Source organism: Mycolicibacterium pulveris, from assembly GCF_010725725.1.
In the GTDB taxonomy this organism is placed as follows: domain Bacteria; phylum Actinomycetota; class Actinomycetes; order Mycobacteriales; family Mycobacteriaceae; genus Mycobacterium; species Mycobacterium pulveris.
Map to the genome: position 1 here is coordinate 116243 of NZ_AP022599.1, position 16690 is coordinate 132932.

The 16690-nt window shown below is 67.3% G+C and carries 18 protein-coding genes; 14 read left to right on the forward strand and 4 right to left on the reverse strand.

Annotated elements, in window-relative coordinates:
- Window positions 1-6: 6 nt before the first annotated feature.
- The gene (locus G6N28_RS00755) at window positions 7-1155 is read right to left on the reverse strand and encodes a transporter substrate-binding domain-containing protein (RefSeq protein ID WP_235674430.1); all 1149 of its coding nucleotides are present in this window, start codon (window positions 1153-1155) and stop codon (window positions 7-9) included.
- Between the two features lie 300 nt (window positions 1156-1455).
- Between G6N28_RS00755 and G6N28_RS00760 the strand changes: the two genes are divergently transcribed.
- Window positions 1456-2526 carry a hypothetical protein gene (locus G6N28_RS00760; RefSeq protein ID WP_163896590.1) on the forward strand — a complete coding sequence of 357 codons (1071 nt, stop codon included), beginning with the start codon at window positions 1456-1458 and terminating at the stop codon, window positions 2524-2526.
- Between the two features lie 6 nt (window positions 2527-2532).
- Here the strand turns inward: G6N28_RS00760 and G6N28_RS00765 are convergent, their stop codons facing one another.
- Genes G6N28_RS00765 through recA form a run of 3 tightly spaced genes read right to left on the reverse strand, consistent with a single transcriptional unit; the run spans window position 2533 to window position 4906 of the window.
- A complete protein-coding gene (locus G6N28_RS00765; protein WP_163896591.1) occupies window positions 2533-3354 on the reverse strand; it encodes a TIGR03560 family F420-dependent LLM class oxidoreductase in 822 nt (273 codons plus the stop codon).
- 9 nt (window positions 3355-3363) lie between these two features.
- Window positions 3364-3888: a recombination regulator RecX gene (recX, locus tag G6N28_RS00770; RefSeq protein WP_163896592.1), complete on the reverse strand. Its 525-nt coding sequence runs from the start codon at window positions 3886-3888 to the stop codon at window positions 3364-3366.
- Window positions 3854-4906, reverse strand: coding sequence for a recombinase RecA (gene recA, locus G6N28_RS00775; RefSeq protein WP_064918395.1), 1053 nt, complete (start codon window positions 4904-4906; stop codon window positions 3854-3856). Before recA ends, recX begins: the two co-directional genes overlap by 35 nt.
- 249 nt (window positions 4907-5155) lie before the next feature.
- Here recA and hypA point away from each other — a divergent pair, with 249 nt between their 5' ends.
- From hypA to G6N28_RS00835, 13 genes are all read left to right on the forward strand, one after another.
- Window positions 5156-5485 (forward strand): hydrogenase maturation nickel metallochaperone HypA, encoded by a 330-nt coding sequence (gene hypA / locus G6N28_RS00780; protein WP_046753229.1) that lies wholly within the window; start codon window positions 5156-5158, stop codon window positions 5483-5485.
- A gap of 2 nt (window positions 5486-5487) precedes the next feature.
- A complete protein-coding gene (gene hypB / locus G6N28_RS00785) occupies window positions 5488-6267 on the forward strand; it encodes a hydrogenase nickel incorporation protein HypB (protein WP_163896593.1) in 780 nt (259 codons plus the stop codon).
- 122 nt (window positions 6268-6389) lie between these two features.
- Complete coding sequence (locus G6N28_RS00790) at window positions 6390-7445, forward strand: NADH-quinone oxidoreductase subunit B family protein (RefSeq protein WP_163896594.1); 1056 nt, start codon at window positions 6390-6392, stop codon at window positions 7443-7445.
- An 83-nt stretch (window positions 7446-7528) separates the two neighbouring features.
- Window positions 7529-9325: a nickel-dependent hydrogenase large subunit gene (locus G6N28_RS00795; RefSeq protein ID WP_163896595.1), complete on the forward strand. Its 1797-nt coding sequence runs from the start codon at window positions 7529-7531 to the stop codon at window positions 9323-9325.
- Between the two features lie 3 nt (window positions 9326-9328).
- Window positions 9329-10228 carry a NifU-related iron-sulfur-binding protein gene (locus G6N28_RS00800; RefSeq protein WP_163896596.1) on the forward strand — a complete coding sequence of 300 codons (900 nt, stop codon included), beginning with the start codon at window positions 9329-9331 and terminating at the stop codon, window positions 10226-10228.
- Window positions 10228-10869, forward strand: coding sequence for a DUF5947 family protein (locus G6N28_RS00805; RefSeq protein WP_163896597.1), 642 nt, complete (start codon window positions 10228-10230; stop codon window positions 10867-10869). Before G6N28_RS00800 ends, G6N28_RS00805 begins: the two co-directional genes overlap by 1 nt.
- The gene (locus G6N28_RS00810; RefSeq protein WP_163896598.1) at window positions 10866-11510 is read left to right on the forward strand and encodes a DUF6084 family protein; all 645 of its coding nucleotides are present in this window, start codon (window positions 10866-10868) and stop codon (window positions 11508-11510) included. The genes G6N28_RS00805 and G6N28_RS00810 overlap by 4 nt, the downstream gene beginning before the upstream one ends.
- Window positions 11507-12838, forward strand: coding sequence for a hypothetical protein (locus tag G6N28_RS00815; protein WP_235674431.1), 1332 nt, complete (start codon window positions 11507-11509; stop codon window positions 12836-12838). Before G6N28_RS00810 ends, G6N28_RS00815 begins: the two co-directional genes overlap by 4 nt.
- Window positions 12829-12948: a DUF6893 family small protein gene (locus G6N28_RS27395; protein WP_407664936.1), complete on the forward strand. Its 120-nt coding sequence runs from the start codon at window positions 12829-12831 to the stop codon at window positions 12946-12948. The genes G6N28_RS00815 and G6N28_RS27395 overlap by 10 nt, the downstream gene beginning before the upstream one ends.
- A 4-nt stretch (window positions 12949-12952) precedes the next feature.
- On the forward strand, window positions 12953-13447 hold the full coding sequence (locus tag G6N28_RS00820; RefSeq protein ID WP_235674432.1) for a hydrogenase maturation protease: 495 nt from the start codon (window positions 12953-12955) through the stop codon (window positions 13445-13447).
- Window positions 13448-13450: 3 nt separating this feature from the next.
- Window positions 13451-13705 carry a HypC/HybG/HupF family hydrogenase formation chaperone gene (locus tag G6N28_RS00825; protein ID WP_128107071.1) on the forward strand — a complete coding sequence of 85 codons (255 nt, stop codon included), beginning with the start codon at window positions 13451-13453 and terminating at the stop codon, window positions 13703-13705.
- Window positions 13702-15978, forward strand: a complete 2277-nt coding sequence (hypF, locus tag G6N28_RS00830; protein ID WP_163896599.1) for a carbamoyltransferase HypF — start codon at window positions 13702-13704, stop codon at window positions 15976-15978. Before G6N28_RS00825 ends, hypF begins: the two co-directional genes overlap by 4 nt.
- The gene (locus tag G6N28_RS00835) at window positions 15975-16688 is read left to right on the forward strand and encodes a DUF6390 family protein (protein WP_163896600.1); all 714 of its coding nucleotides are present in this window, start codon (window positions 15975-15977) and stop codon (window positions 16686-16688) included. Before hypF ends, G6N28_RS00835 begins: the two co-directional genes overlap by 4 nt.
- Window positions 16689-16690: the final 2 nt, after the last annotated feature.

Consider the following 16690-nt stretch of genomic DNA (forward strand, 5'->3'; position numbering starts at 1 on the left):
AGGCGTTCAGTTGAGATCTCCTGCGCTGGTGGCTGCGTCGTCGCCGAACCACTTTTCCCTGATGAGGTTGTAGGTTCCGTTTTCGCGCAAGCGGTACAGCGCTTGGTTCACCGGCTTGCGAAGGGGACTGTGGATATCGAGCACAAATCCTTGGTCTTCCTCTTGGAACACCGGTCCCGCCGTGACTGCCACTCCCTCGCCCCGGTGGGCGACGTAGTAGCGCAGGACCGGGGCATCGAAGACCACCGCCTCGTATCCCTCTTCGCGCAACAGATGATATGAGCCCTCAATGGTTTGCGTCTCGGTGGCGTCAATGCCCATGCTGCGAAGGAAGTTCGCCGCGGTGGTGCCCCCCACTGTTGCCACCGACTTGCCGTAGAGATCCGCCGGTCCGTTGATCTTGGCGTCGAGCTTGGCCACGGTCAGGTTGGCGCTGAGGTTCGCCGAGTAGAACGCGATGAACACGATGCCGGCAAAACCCCACAGAATCGCCAGCGCTTTCGTCACCGCTCTGGTCGGGTAAGTGCTGTTCCTGCCGACCAGTGATCCGACACCCCAACCGAACGATTGGACGATGCCGGGGAAGTATGACCGCGACACAACCGGTTTGGCGTTGTGCCGCTCGATGAACCAAAAGATGTGTGCGGGAACGACGCTGACCACGACGGCGGCGGCCAACCAGATCAGCATCGTCCGGGAGAACAACAAGTCGAGGTAGCCGCCCAAACCGGGTACGGAGGGGCGGGTGTCGTGGACCGGCACGATGATCTGCAACCCGGAACTGAGGGTCGGTTGGGTGAAGTCGAAGGATTGCTCACGCTCGGCCGTCAACGAGATGCCGCCGATCGCCACGTCGGCACGCCCGTCGGCGACGGCCGCCAACTGTCCGCGCACATCGCCGGCGTCGAGGTACTCGGTGGACCAGCCCAGGTCTTTGGTGATCTCGTCCCACAAATCGATGCTGAAACCTGTCATCTGCCCGCTGCTCGTCGGCATGACGAACGGCTCCAGCCGGTGGATCGCGACGGTGACCGACTCCTCGTCAGGCTGGGGTGCGGGCTGCGCCGAGGCCTGCGCAACGACACCGAACACCATGTTCAGCAGGGGCACGCAGAAGACGACCGCCGCCATCGCGCACCACCGCAGAACCGACACTCAGCACGCCCCTTTTCGTTTCGTGGCCGTTTGGCACTATACCGATGGTCCTGTCTACGACCGCAGTAGTCGACGTCGGCGCCAGCACGCAGAGACGAGACCGCGTCGCTGCGCGTGGACAGCGAGGCCAGTTGCGGAGCCCGCAGGTATCCAACCGTTTGATTCGCGCGCGTGTTGAACCGGCGAACCGACTCATACGTGCCCCAAGAGGGTTTCCGTGCTCACCGAGGAGTTGTCATGGATATACCTATCCGTTCGTGCCTCTCATCAGGTGTCGCGGTGATCGGTGTCAGCGGGCTCGTGCTGGCCGCGGTGATGCCGCAGCAGGGGTTCGACGAATCTGACCACCCCGCTGCGGAGCTCACGGCGCAGGTGCAACTGCTGCCGCAGCCGGCGCTCAGCGTGTTGACCTCGCCGCTCGAGCTCATCGACCGACAGGCGACCTTCCATATCGAGTTCGTCACGGATTTCCTCGCGACGGGTGCGGAACTCTTCGGCCGTATCCCGCCGATCGCCGGGAGTCTGCTGCAGGACATCGCGACCGGCACCCCGCTGCCGACCGCAGTCGGCCGTGCGCTGCGCGACTTCGCCGACGTCGAGTTCGAGGCCGGCCGCGAGTTGGTCGGCTTCGCCGAGGAGTGGGCCAACTTTCAGATTCAGTTCCTCCGGGATCTGGTCGCTGGGCTGCCCGCTGTCATCGGCGGGGGGCCGTTCGGTCAACTGGTCACGGCGGCTCTCGATGTGGCGTCTCAGATCGTCGACGGTGTCGTCTCATTCTCGAATGCGGTCATCACTGCGGCGGAAACCGTTGTGGGCAAGGTTCTCGGGGACGACGCCGCAGCCACCCCGCCGACGCCGGCCATTGTCGACGATGCGGAACCGGCTGCGTCGCTGAGTCCGGTACGCGCGGATCTGCGCAAGGTCCGATCGCAGATGGCGCCCGACGAGATTGCGCAATCGCCGGACGTGGCCCCCACTGAGGCGACGGCACCTTCCGATGAGGGCGGCGTCGAGGGCGAACAAGGTTCCGAAGGCACGGTGACCGCCGCGGCCGGTAAGCCCGAGCCAGCCGGGCTCCCGAGGTCGATAGCCGAGGTACGGGACACCCTCACCAGGGCAGGGTTATCCGCTCGGGGTGAGGCCGGCACTGACGCCGTCGACTCGACCGACGCCGATGATGCGACGCCGGGCGCGGCGGACGGGACCGGAGACACCGTCCGCACTCGACCGGGCCACGTCGGGAATGGCCACTTCGCGCCTGGCCACTCTGCGGCCGGCCATGTCGGGGCGGGCCGCTCCGGGGATGGCCACTCGGGGACAGGCCACTTTGGGATCGGCCACTCCGACCGCGGCAAGCCCAAGGGCGACTAGAGCCAGCTACAGCAGCTCCGCGCAGCGGCGCAGCAGCTCCTCTCCCGGCGGCTGATAGAACGACATCACGACATGCTGGCAGCCGGCCTGGGCGTAGTCGGCGATGCTGTCCAGTTGGGCGTCGACCTGTTCGGGTCGGTCGGGATACAAGAACAACTGCACGCCCCGGCGGATCGACGACGGCTCGCGACCCAGTTCGGCGCACGCGGTATCGAGGTGACCGTTGGCCGTGATCCATTCCTGCGGCGAGGTCGACGGCATGTTCCATTCGTCGGCGTGGCGCGCGGCCACCCGCAGCATTCTGGGTTGCGCGGCGCCGACGATGATCGGCGGATGAGGCCGTTGGATGGGCTTCGGTTCGCACAGCGCGTCGGTGAGCGTGAAGAACCGTCCCGTGAACGTGACGGACTCCTCGGTCCACAGCCGCCGAATGACGGTGAGCGCCTCATCGAGCATCGCCACCCGGGTGCCCGCGCGAGGGAAGTCGATTCCGTAGCCGCGGTGTTCGGCCTCGTGCCACCCCGCGCCGAGACCGAAATCCATTCGGCCACCGCAGATGTGGTCGACGGTGACCGCCATCTTGGCCAGCACCGCGGGATTGCGATAGGTCACCCCGCTGACCAGACAGCCCACCCGGGCGCGCTTGACCACCACCGCCATCGCCGCCAGCGTGGTCCAACCCTCCAGCGTCGGGTCGGTGGCCTCGATCAGACCGTAGAAGTGGTCGTAGTTCCACACCGCCGGGAACCCGAGGTCATCGGCGGCGCGCCAGAACCGCTCGAGGGTGGCGTAGTCAAACGTCGGCGCCAGCTTCACCGAAATCAACATGCCGGACGACTAGACCCTCCGCCGCTCGTGCTCGGCGGCTAGCTCCGCGTTGACGACGTCAACGGCGAGCGTCTGGTGATATCCGCGACGCGCGAGCATCCCGACGAGCCTGCGCATCACCTTGACGTCATCGCCGTCGTCGAGCCTCTCCCGCCGCAGCTTCGCCCGCACCAGCTCCTCGGCCCGCGCCCGCTCCGCTCCGGAGTCGATGCCCGCCAGCGCGGCGGTGATCACCTCGTTGTCCACACCCTTGTTGCGTAGCTCGGCGGCCAAGGCCCGCTTGCCTTTTCCGGCGTTCTGGCGCCGGGACCGTACCCACTGCTCGGCGAAGTCAGCGTCATCGACGAGACCGACCTGCGCGAGCCGATCCAGTACCCGGTCGGTGACGTCCTCGGGATAGCCCCGTTTCGTCAGCTGCCCCGCCAGTTCGGCGCGGGTCCGTGCCCGCACGGTGAGCAGGCGCAGACAAACGTTGTGCGCCTGCTCCTCGCGGGAGGCCTCAGAAGTCGACTGGGGCGGGCAGGACTTCGTCATCGGCCACGTCAGCGGTCACCACGGCACCAATGCCGAGCTTTTCCTTGATCTTCTTCTCGATCTCGTTGGCGATGTCGACGTTTTCCACCAGGAAGGCGCGGGCGTTCTCCTTGCCCTGGCCCAGTTGCTCACCCTCGTAGGTGAACCAGGACCCGGACTTGCGGATGAAGCCCTGCTCGACACCCATGTCGATGAGTGAGCCTTCCCTGCTGATGCCCTTGCCGTACAGGATGTCGAACTCGGCCTGCTTGAAGGGCGGCGAGACCTTGTTCTTGACAATCTTGACGCGGGTGCGGTTGCCGACCGCGTCGGTGCCGTCCTTGAGGGTCTCGATCCGTCGGACATCCATGCGAACCGAGGCGTAGAACTTCAACGCCTTTCCACCCGTTGTCGTCTCGGGAGAGCCGAAGAAGACGCCGATCTTCTCCCGCAGCTGGTTGATGAAGATCGCCGTGGTGCCCGAGTTGCTCAGCGCCCCGGTGATCTTGCGTAGCGCCTGGCTCATCAGCCGGGCCTGCAGACCGACGTGGCTGTCGCCCATCTCGCCTTCGATCTCCGCCCGCGGCACCAGCGCGGCCACCGAGTCGATGACCAGGATGTCCAGCGCGCCCGACCGGATCAGCATATCGGCGATCTCCAGGGCCTGTTCGCCGGTATCCGGCTGGCTGACCAGCAGTGAGTCGGTATCGACGCCGAGTTTCTTGGCGTACTCCGGATCAAGTGCGTGCTCGGCGTCGATGAACGCCGCGATGCCGCCGGAGGCCTGGGCGTTGGCCACGGCGTGCAACGCGACCGTGGTCTTACCCGAGGACTCCGGGCCGTAGATCTCCACGACCCGGCCGCGCGGCAGCCCGCCGATGCCTAGCGCCACGTCCAGGGCGATCGACCCGGTGGGAATGACCGATATCGGCTGGCGCACCTCTTCGCCGAGGCGCATCACCGAGCCTTTACCGTGGCTCTTCTCAATCTGCGCGAGCGCCAGCTCAAGGGCTTTCTCGCGGTCGGGTGCCTGCGTCATGGGTGGGTCTCCGTCCCTCTAGATGTTCCGGTGTTCGGATCGGTTTCGATCAGGTGGCCATGACGCTAGAGGCGGCCACCGACAAGTCGGCCTGACCAGCATCTAGCCGTCGAACACTGCCCACGATAGACGAACACCTGTTCGACTCAAGCGTGACACGCCGTCGGCTGCGAAGCCGCCGTGGTCCACGGCTCGCCCCGGGCGGTTCCCGCGGCCTATCGTGGGGTCATCCGGCCGGACGGGGCCTGCATGCATGAAATGGCGATAACGCAGAGTGTCGTCGACGCGGTGTGTGAACACGCCGCGGGCCGTCGGGTGCACAGCGTCAGGCTGGAGGTCGGCGCGCTGTGCGCCGTCGTTCCCGACGCGATGCAGTTCTGCTTCGAACTGGCCACCGAGGGCACCGTCGCCGACGGCGCCCGGTTGGACCTCGACGTCCAGCCGGGGTCGGCGCGTTGTCGCACGTGCGGTGAGAACTTCGTGCTGCCCGACTTGATCCTGTTGTGCCCCTGTGGCAGTGCGGATGTCGAGGTGGTCGCGGGTCGCGACCTGAAGATCTTGTCGATGGAGGTGAGCTGAGCATGTGCGCGACATGTGGCTGCGGCGAGGACAGTCCGACCATCACCGTGGCGGGCGACCCTCACCCTCACCCGCACGAGCACCCGCACGGTCATGTGCACACCGAGACCGTCTCCCTGGAGCAGAAGGTGTTGGCGAAGAACGACCGGCTAGCCGAGGACAACCGCGCCTGGCTGGCCGACCGCCACATCCTCGCGCTCAACGTGACCAGCTCCCCGGGCGCGGGCAAGACGACGCTGCTCGAACGCACCATTCGAGAACTCAATCCCGATCACCCGGTGGCCGTCATCGAAGGCGACCAGGAGACGCTGCTGGACGCCGAGCGCATCAGGGCCACCGGGGCGCGTGCCGTTCAGGTGAACACCGGCGCCGGCTGCCACCTCGATGCCGCGATGGTGCACCGGGCGTTGCAGACCCTCGACCCCGAGCCCGGGTCGATCCTCTTCATCGAAAACGTCGGCAACCTCGTGTGCCCGGCGTTGTTCGATCTCGGTGAACACAGCAAAGTCGTCGTCATCTCGGTGACCGAAGGCACCGACAAGCCCCTGAAGTATCCCCACATGTTCGCCGCGGCCGGGCTGGTGATCGTCAACAAGGTCGACTTACTTCCGTACGTGGACTTTGATCTTGAAAGTTGTTGCGGCTACGTGCGATCCGTGAATCCGGACGCGGAGATCCTGCCGATGTCGGCGACAAGGGGTGATGGTAGCGCGCAGTGGTACCGATGGGTCGACAATCGCACAAACGTCGTCATGCATCCATCACCCGTTGACAACGGTTGACCCCGGGAGTAAACCCAGAAATTAGCGCTCAAGAAGTCGGGCGCACGTCGCTGTGACGGGGGAGCCCCAGCCCTGCTCCCGGTCGTGAGGGCCCCAGCCCGGCCCCCAGAAAGCTGTGACACATGCCGATCGAGGCAGCAGTCAAAGCGGAAGAGGCGTTGATTCACGTTCTCTGGATCAATGCCGGATTGAGTTGCGACGGCGATTCGGTGGCGCTGACTGCCGCCACGCAACCCACTATCGAGGAGATCGCCCTCGGCGCGCTCCCCGGTCTGCCGAAAATCGCCGTCCATTGGCCCCTCATCGATTTCGAATGCGGACCGAACGGGGGCGCTGACGATTTTCTCGAGTGGTTCTTCAAGGCGGACAGAGGAGAGCTGGAACCGTTCGTCCTGGTCGTCGAGGGGTCGATACCGAACGAGAAGATCAAGAACGAAGGCTACTGGTGCGGGTTCGGCAACGACCCGACGACCAACCAGCCGATAACGACAAGCGAATGGCTTGACCGGCTCGCACCCAAGGCGACCGCGGTGGTCGCGGTGGGGACCTGCGCCACCTACGGCGGTATCCATGCGATGGCGGGCAATCCCACCGGCGCGATGGGCGTGCCCGACTATCTCGGGTGGGACTGGAAGAGCAAGGCCGGCATCCCGATCGTGTGCGTGCCCGGCTGCCCGGCGCATCCGGACAACATGGCCGAGACCCTGACGTATCTGCTGTACATGGCCACCGACCAGGCGCCGATGATCCCGCTGGACGACGGGCTTCGGCCGAAGTGGTTGTTCGGCGCGACCGTGCACGAAGGCTGCGACCGGGCCGGCTACTACGAGCAGGGCGACTTCGCCACCGAATACGGCTCGCCGAAATGCATTGTCAAGCTGGGCTGTTGGGGCCCGGTCGTCAAGTGCAACGTGCCCAAGCGCGGCTGGATCAACGGCGTCGGCGGCTGCCCGAACGTCGGCGGCATCTGCATCGGCTGCACCATGCCCGGCTTCCCGGACAAGTTCATGCCGTTCATGGACGAGCCGCCGGGCGGCAAGGTGTCCACCGCGGCGTCGGGGCTGTACGGCTCGGTGATTCGCAACCTGCGCCACATCACGGGCCGCACGGTCGACAAGGAACCGAAGTGGCGGCAGCCCGGCACGCAACTCACCACCGGGGCGACCCGCACCTGGTAGGTGCGGATCCCCGCGGGGCGCCCACGGGCACTTGCCTCGTTGAAAGCTTCGCAGCGCATCTCATCAACGAAAGAGACAGTTCGATGACAACGACCATCCCCGAGCCATCACACGTCAAGCGGGAACCCGGCCAGCTCGTGGAGATGGCGTGGGATCCCATCACGCGCATCGTCGGCAGCCTCGGCATCTACACCAAGATCGACTTCGACAACCGCGAAGTCGTCGAATGCCACAGCACCTCGTCGATCTTCCGCGGCTATTCGATCTTCATGAAGGGCAAGGATCCCCGCGACGCGCACTTTATCACCAGCCGCATCTGCGGTATCTGCGGTGACAACCACGCGACGTGCTCCTGCTACACCCAGAACATGGCCTACGGCGTGCGCCCGCCGCATCTGGGTGAATGGCTGATCAACCTCGGTGAGGCCGCCGAGTACATGTTCGACCACAACATCTTCCAGGAGAACCTGGTCGGCGTGGACTACTGCGAGAAGATGGTCTCGGAGACCAACCCCGGCGTGCTGGCCAAGGCCGAGAACACCCAGGCGCCGCACGCCGGCATGCACGGCTACCACACGATCGCCGACATCATGCGGGCGCTCAACCCGTTCACCGGAGAGTTCTACCGCGAGGCGCTGCAGGTCAGCCGGTGGACGCGAGAGATGTTCTGCCTCATGGAAGGTCGGCACGTCCATCCGTCCACGCTCTATCCCGGCGGCATCGGCGTCACCGCGACGGTCCAGCTGATGACCGACTACATGACACGGCTGATGCGGTACGTGGAGTTCATGAAGCGGGTCGTGCCCATGCACGACGACCTCTTCGACTTCTTCTACGAAGCCCTCCCCGGTTACGACCAGGTGGGCCTGCGCCGCACGTTGTTGGGCTGCTGGGGTTCCTTCCAGGACCCCGAGGTGTGCAACTTCGAATACAAGGACATGGAGCGCTGGGGCGACGCCATGTTCGTCACGCCCGGCGTGGTGATCGACGGCAAGCTGCACACCCACTCGCTGGTGGACATCAACCTCGGCATCCGAATCCTGTTGGGCCACTCGTACTACGACGACTGGACCGATCAGGAGATGTTCGTCAAGACCGATCCGCTGGGCAACCCGATCGACCGGCGCCACCCGTGGAACCAGCACACCAACCCCAAACCGCAGAAGCGTGACTTCGACGGCAACTACAGCTGGGTGATGTCACCGCGCTGGTTCGACGGCAAAGACCACCTCGCGCTCGATACGGGCGGTGGCCCGCTGGCGCGGCTGTGGTCGACCGCGCTGGCCGGTCTGGTGGACATCGGCTACGTCAAGGCCACCGGCAACAGCGTGCAGATCAACCTGCCGAAGACCGCGCTGACGGGGCCGGTCGAACTCGAATGGAAGATCCCGCAATACGGCAGCAACACCTTGGAGCGCAACCGCGCGCGCACCTATTTCCAGGCCTACGCCGCGGCGTGCGCGCTGCACTTCGCCGAGAAGGCGCTGGTGGAGATCCGCGCGGGCCGCACCAAGACGTGGGAGAAGTTCGAGGTGCCCGAGGAGGGCATCGGTTGCGGGTTCACCGAGGCCGTGCGCGGAGTGCTGAGCCACCACATGGTGATCCGCGACGGCAAGATCGCCAACTACCACCCGTATCCGCCCACCCCGTGGAACGCCAACCCGCGCGACAGCTACGGCACACCCGGGCCGTATGAAGACGCGGTGCAAGGCCAACCCATCTTCGAAGAGAACGACAGGGAGCATTTCAAGGGCATCGACATCATGCGCACGGTCCGCAGCTTCGACCCGTGTCTACCGTGCGGTGTGCACATGTACCTGGGCAAGGGGAAGAGCCTGGACCTGCTGCACTCCCCCACCCAGTCCGTCACCGGGGAATAGGACATGGCCCCGCCGACACTGCCAGGCCCGGACGGAATCCAGGACGACGCGCAGTGGCGCACGGCGGGCGATCGTATCCAAACCCTGCTTGACGCAGCGGCTTCGGGCGGTGCGGCGGCGCGAGAACGCGCCGAGCAGTTGGTTCGTGAGGTCACCGACCTCTACGGGGCCGCGTTCGAGCGGATGATGGACGCGGTGACGGTCGCCAGTCCGGAACTCGCCGACCGGTTCGCGGCCGACGACCTCATCGCCAGCCTGTTGTTGGTGCACGGGTTACACCCGCACGGTGTGGAACACCGGGTGGCCCAGGCGCTGGACGGCGTGCGGCCCTACCTGGGTTCGCACGGCGGGGACGTCGCACTGCTCGGAATCGACGCGGGCGTGGACGGCCACACGGTGCGACTGCAGTTGCGGGGCAGCTGCAAGAGTTGCCCCTCCTCCGCGGTCACGCTGGAATTGGCCATCGAGGACGCCGTGCGCGCGGCGGCACCGGAGGTGTGCTCGATCGAAGTCGTTGCCGCAGCGGGAGATCCCGATCGGGAGGTCATTCCGGCCGAGGCTCTGACCAGCCGGCTGCGCCAGCCGACCGCGTGGCAGCCGGTGCCCGAGCTGGCCGAACTGTCCGACGGCGAAGTCGGTGGGTTCCTGGTGGCGGGCGCGACCGTACTGGTCTGCCGGTTCGGCGCAAACATCTACGCCTACCGGGACCGATGTCCCAGTTGCACAACCACGTTGGCAGGTGCCCGCCTTGCCGGCGCCGTGCTGAAGTGCCCGGTGTGCGGCGCCGGTTTCGACGTCGTGCACGCCGGTGCGGGCGTCGGCGGCGACGCCTACCTGGAGCCGGTACCGGTGCTGGTGCGTGACGGTGTGCTGTCGATGGCCGCGCCGCAGGGGGTGGCGTGATGGACGGCACCGGCAGCGTCACCGATGTCCTGGCCCGCATCCGCGCCGGGCGCCCGACCCGGCAGCAGGCAGGCGAACGCTGCGAGATGTGCGCGGAACCCATCGCCGATGAACACCAGCATGTGGTGAACATGGAAGGCCGACAGCTGATGTGCGTCTGCCGCGGCTGCTATCTGCTGTTCACCGACACCGAGGCCGAACTTCGCTACCGCGCCGTTCCGGACCGCTACCTGGCGTTCGAAGACTTCCTGCTGGAGCGGCCGCTGTGGGAGGCCCTGCAGATCCCGGTCGGTCTCGCGTTCTTCTTCCGCAATTCGGCGATGGGCCGCACGGTGGCGTTCTATCCCGGACCGGCCGGCGCCACCGAATCGGAGTTGGATCTGCAGGCCTGGAACGAGCTGCGAGCCACCGACCCCCGGGTCGACATGCCCGCCGAAGACACCGAGGCGCTGTTGGTGCGAGTACCCGCAGACGACGGCGCGCCGCGCGCCTATCTGCTGCCGATCGATGCCTGCTACGAGTTCGTCGGTCGGCTGCGCATGTTGTGGCGCGGTTTCGACGGCGGGCAGGACGTCCGCTCCTACGTCGACGAGTTCTTCGACCTGCTCGATGCTCGCAGCCGGCGGGTGGCGCGGACATGAATGACGTCAGCTTCGCCGTCCTCGACGTCGCGCCGGAGCCCTACTCGGTGACACCGATCCTGATGGCGCGCATCGGCATCGCGTGCATCGCCGAAGAACCGGTGCATGCGATCGCGCTGAAATGCCAGGTGCGCATCGACCCGTCGCGTCGCCCGTACGACGACGAGGAAGCCGCCGGGGTCGTGGAGCTGTTCGGGCCGCGAGAGCAGTGGCCCGCCAGCCAGCACACCTTCCTGTGGCAGCACGCCACCGCCATGGTGCCGGGCTTCACCGGCACCACCCAGATACAGTTGCCGATTTACTGCACGTATGACTTCGAAGTGGTGGCCGCCAAGTACCTACACGCGCTGCACGAGGGCGCCGTCCCGCTTCAGTTCCTGTTCAGCGGAACGGTTTTCACCGCGGGCAACCGCGGGTTCGTGGTCCACCAGGTGCCGTGGGACCGCGACGAGCGCTACGACATGCCGGTGACCGTGTGGCACGACCTGATGCGCCAGCACTTCCCCAACACCGGATGGCTGCGGCTAAACCACGACACCATCGAGGCGCTGGCCGCCTATCGCGCCGCGCGCGGACTGCTCGGGCTCGACGACGCGATCACCTCCCTACTGGCGCAGGATTCGGCGAGGAGTGCACGGTGAGCACTGACACGGCACAGGTGTGGCGCCAGGCCCGCGCCGTCGCCGATGCGGTGCTCTACGAGGGCTACCTGCTCTACCCGTATCGGGCCGGCTCGCGAAAGAACCAGTCACGCTGGCAGTTCGGCGTGCTTGGACCACCCCGCGCCGCCGACACCGGCATCGGCGAGGACAGCTCGCTGTCCGCCCAGGTGCTGCTGCGCCCACACGGGCTGCCGTGGATATCGGGGGCGGTCCGTTTCCTGCAGCTGCAACACCGCGGCCCCGAACGTGATCTCGGTGACGGCCGTTTCGCGCCGGTCGAGGAACTCGACGCGGGCGCCCAGACGTGGCTGCGCTGGGACGAGGCCGTCGAGCGCGAAATCCCCATCGACCGCGTCCCCGCCCCCAGCCTGCCCCGAACCGTCGAGATCTCGGTGCCCGCAGGACATGAGGTGGAGGTCGTGCACGGCGGCCGGCTCGTCCGCACCCGGCAGCAGCTGCGCGGTCTGCTCTCGATATCCGCCGAGCCCGATGGTGACTTGCTGCGGCTCACGTTCGACGTACGCAACACCGCAACTCCCGTCGCCGACAAGGACCAGGCCATCGCCACCTCACTGATCGGCACGCACCTGCTCATCGAGGTCAGCGGCGGCGAGTTCATCTCGTTGCTGGACCCGCCCGATGCGGCCGCCGACGCGGTGGCGCGGCTGCGTCAGCACCGGTGCTTTCCGGTGCTCGCCGGACCTCCGGGCAGCGGGCATCTCATGCTCGCGTCGCCGATCATCCTCTACGACCATCCGCAGATCGCCGAACAGAGCGCCGGCGCGCTCTACGACTCCACCGAGATCGACGAGATCCTCACGCTTCGGGTCATGACGATGACCGATGAGGAAAAGGCGCAAGCCCGCGCCACCGATCCGCTGGCCGCCCAGATCATCGACCGCTGCGACTCGATGTCGCCCGAGGCGATGCTGAATCTGCATGGCGTGCTGCGTGATCCGCATGCCGACCTGGTTCCCGAGGTGCCCGCGGGCGTGAACTGGTGGGACCCGTCAGCCGATACCGCTGTGCGCCCGGAAACAGATGCGGTGCTGGTGAACGGCGTACCGGTGGCGCGCGGCAGCCGGGTACGGCTGCGGCCGTCGCGTCGGGCCGACGCACAGGATCTGTTCTACGCCAACCGGATCGCGCATGTCACCTCGGTGCACGAGGACGTCGACGGCGCTCAGCACATCGGCGTCGTGCTGGACGACGATCCGGCCGCCGACATGCACGACTGGTACGGCCGGTCCCTGTACTTCGCCCCCGATGAAGTCGAACCGCTCGAAGGGAGTCCGAGATGGAAGTAGTGGGTTGGGTCGCCGTCGGTCTCGCCGCCGCCGTCGTGCTCGTCGCGGTCGTGCTGGGCATCAGGTCGATCCCAGATGCACAGCGCTACCTCAAGATGCGCCGGATGTAACCAGGTGTCGGCGCCCCTGGGGATATTGGTTGCCGGGATCGGCAACATCTTCCTCGGCGACGACGGGTTCGGCTCCGAGGTGATCCGCCGTGTTCCCGAGCACGTCGCAGCGCCGGGAGTTCGCATCGTCGACTACGGAATCCGCGGCGTGCACCTGGCGTATGACCTGCTGGACGGATGTGCCGCCCTGGTGCTCGTCGACGCCATTCCGAGCCGAGGTGCGCCCGGTACGTTGCACGTCTTTGCCGCCGACCACGAAAGCCTCACCGCCGCTTCGGGTCTGGATGGGCACGCGATGGATCCGCAGGCGGTGTTCGCCACCCTGACCGCGTTGGGCGGCACCCCGCCCGACACGGTGGTGATCGGCTGCGAGGCAGCCAGCCTCGAGGAGGGCATCGGCCTGTCCGACGCGGTCGAGGCCGCCGTTCCCGGCGCTATACAGGCCGTGATCGACGCGGTCGCCGACCTCTCCGCGCGCTCCGCCGTGAGGGGAGGCTGAACCATGTGCCTCGGAATACCGGGACAGGTCGTGCACATGCTGGCCGGCTACGGCGATCAACTGGCCCTCGTCGACGTCGCAGGCGAGCAGCGCAAGGTCAACGTCGGGATGCTGCCGGAGGAGACGTTTCACCCCGGCGACTGGGTGATCATCCACATGGGCTTCGTCGTCGAGAAGACCGACAAGGCCGGTGCGGACGCGGCGATGTCGGGCCTGCAGCTGATGGGCCGGGGGCAGGACACCGAGGATCCGCCATGACGGGCAGGGTGAGGTTGCGTGTCGACGTGCACGGCGTGGTGCAGGGGGTGGGCTTCCGGCCGTTCGTGTACTCGTGCGCGGCGGCGCTGAACCTGTCCGGCTGTGTGCGCAACGACAGCTCCGGCGCGGTCATCGAAGTCGAGGGCGACGCCGACGACGTCGAGAACTTCCTGCGCCGGCTGCGTGACCGGCCGCCCCCGCTGGCGGTGATCGAATCCGTCGAAACCAGGCCGGTGGCGCTGGTCGGCGGCACCGGGTTCGTCATCTCCGACACGTCGCGCAGCGACGGCGGCCGGACCCTGACATCACCTGACGTCGCCATGTGCGCGCAGTGCGCCGCCGAGCAGGCCGACCCCGCCGACCGGCGCTACCGGCACCCGTTCATCAACTGCACCAACTGCGGACCCCGCTTCACCATCATCGGCTCGCTGCCGTACGACCGCGCATCCACCACGATGGCCGCGTTCGAGATGTGCGCTGAATGTGCCCGCGAATACCACGATCCCGACGACCGCAGGTTTCACGCCCAACCGATCAGCTGCCCGGACTGCGGGCCCACGCTGACCTACCGGGACGCATCCGGCAGGCCGTCGAACGGCGAGGCCGGGCTGCGCGCCGCCCGCGAACTGCTGCGCGACGGCGGTGTGCTGGCGGTCAAGGGCATCGGCGGCTACCACCTAGCCTGCGACGCGGGCAACGGCCGCGCGGTCGCCGACCTGCGGTTACGGAAACGCCGCGGGGACAAGCCGTTCGCCGTCATGGTGCCCGACATGGCCACCACCCGGGATATCGCCGAGGTGGACGACGCGTCGGCGCGGCTGCTGTCGGGTCCGCAGCGCCCGATCGTGCTGATGCCGCGGCGGGTCGGCGCGCCCGTTGCCGAGGCCGTCGCGCCGCACAACCCGGACCTGGGTGTGCTGCTCGCCTACGCGCCGTTGCACCCGTTGCTGTTCGGGCTGGCCGGCGACCCGCCCGGACCGGCCGTGCTGGTGATGACCTCCGGCAACCTGGCCGGAGAGCCGATCTGCTTCGCCGACGAGGACGCGCTCGACCGGCTCGCGCACCTCGCCGACGGGTGGCTGATGCACGACCGCGCGATCCTGGTGCCGTGCGACGACTCCGTCATCCGCGCGGTGGCGGGCCGGGAGGTGCCGATCCGGCGCTCCCGCGGATATGCCCCGCTGCCGATCGCATTGCCCGTGCCGGTACCGCCCACCCTGGCTGTCGGCGCCGACCTCAAGAACACGATCGCGGTCGCCGACGGCAAGTACGCCTGGCTCAGCCAGCACATCGGCGACATGGACGTCCTGGCGACGGTCTCGGTGTTCGATGCGGCCCGGCGGCACCTGCAGGCGCTCACCGCGGTCACACCGCAGGTGCTGGTCGCCGACGCGCACCCGCTGTACCGGTCGACGCAGTGGGCCGACCGCAACGCCGGGCACCGGCCCGTCCGCACCGTCCAACACCATCACGCGCACATCGCCGCGGTGATGGCCGAACACGGCCTCGACGATTCCGCACAGGTGCTCGGCTTCGCGTTCGACGGAACGGGTTACGGCACCGACGGCGCGGTGTGGGGCGGAGAGGTACTGCTCGCCGGCTACAAGGGCGTCCAACGCCTCGCCCACCTCAAATACGTGCCCATGGCGGGCGGCGACGTCAGCGTGCGGCGCCCGTACCGCATGGCGCTCGCCCACCTGTGGGCCGCCGGCATCGCCTGGGATGACGAACTGGAACCCGTCGCCGCGTGTCCGCTCGACGAACGCGAAGTGCTGGCCCGTCAGCTCGACACCGGCTTCGGTTGCGTCTCCACTTCCAGCTTCGGTCGCCTGTTCGACGCGGTGTCGGCGCTGGCCGGGGTGCGCCAGGTGGTCGCCTACGAGGCACAGGCGGCGATCGAGCTGGAAGGGCTGTCTCGCGGCGCAGACTGCGGCACAGGGTCTTACACGTTCGCCCTGACCGACGGCGTGATCGATGCGGCGCCGGTGCTTCGGGCGGTGGTGGGCGACCGGCGTGCCGGGGTGAGCGCCGGGATCATCGGCGCCCGGTTCCACCGCGCCGTCGCGGAGGTGATCGTGCGTATCGCGTGCGCCCACCGGGAGGCATCGCCGACGGTGGTGTTGTCGGGCGGGGTGTTCCAGAACCCGACCCTGTTGCGGCTTGCGCTGCAGGGACTGCAGGACAACGGTTTCGAGGCCATCACCCATCACCGGGTGCCGCCGAACGACGGCGGCATCGCGCTGGGTCAGTTGCTGGTGGGTAACTGCGGATGACTGGGTTGACGACGGGCCAGACGCTGTTCGGTCGGTACGCCTACCCGCCGAACGAACTGGGCTACTGCGGTCCGGCAGACGGGGGCGGCACCTCCGGGCTGGCCTCGCGCGCCGCCGAGTTCGACGGCGCCTGGCCGTATCTGCGGGCCATCGCCGACGTGGTCGGCTCCGATGCGCTCGATGACACGGTGGTCGAGAGCTACTGGGTGGGCGGTCCAGCGCTGGACAAGGTGGACCCGTCCGAACTGCTCTCCCGGCTGCGTTCGGCGTTCGCGGGCCAGATCACCGGCCTGCTCGACGTAATCTCTCCCAGCGCGGACGTGCTGGCGCACCACAGCTTCCACGTCTTCGTGGTCTACCCCTGGGTGCGTTTCCTCGGCCGCGACGCGAGCACCGCCGTGTCCGTCATGCAGAGCTGCCGCATCCGGTGGGGCACCGTCGAATCCGTCGACGACCAGCGCGCGGTGATCTCCTCCCGTCCCCTGCGGTTCGACGACGGCGGCCTGGTGCTCGGCGACCCGCAGGCCGAGACCGTGCACTGGGCGAAGCGTGACGTGTCGCTGACCTCCGCGCCGCTGCCCGGCACCGTCGTCTCGGCGCACTGGGACTGGGTGTGCGCAACCCTGACCGACACCGAATGCGCGGCGCTGGAAGACGCTACCCGCACCACGCTGAACCTCGTCAATTCACTTGTGGAAAAGGGGGGTTGATC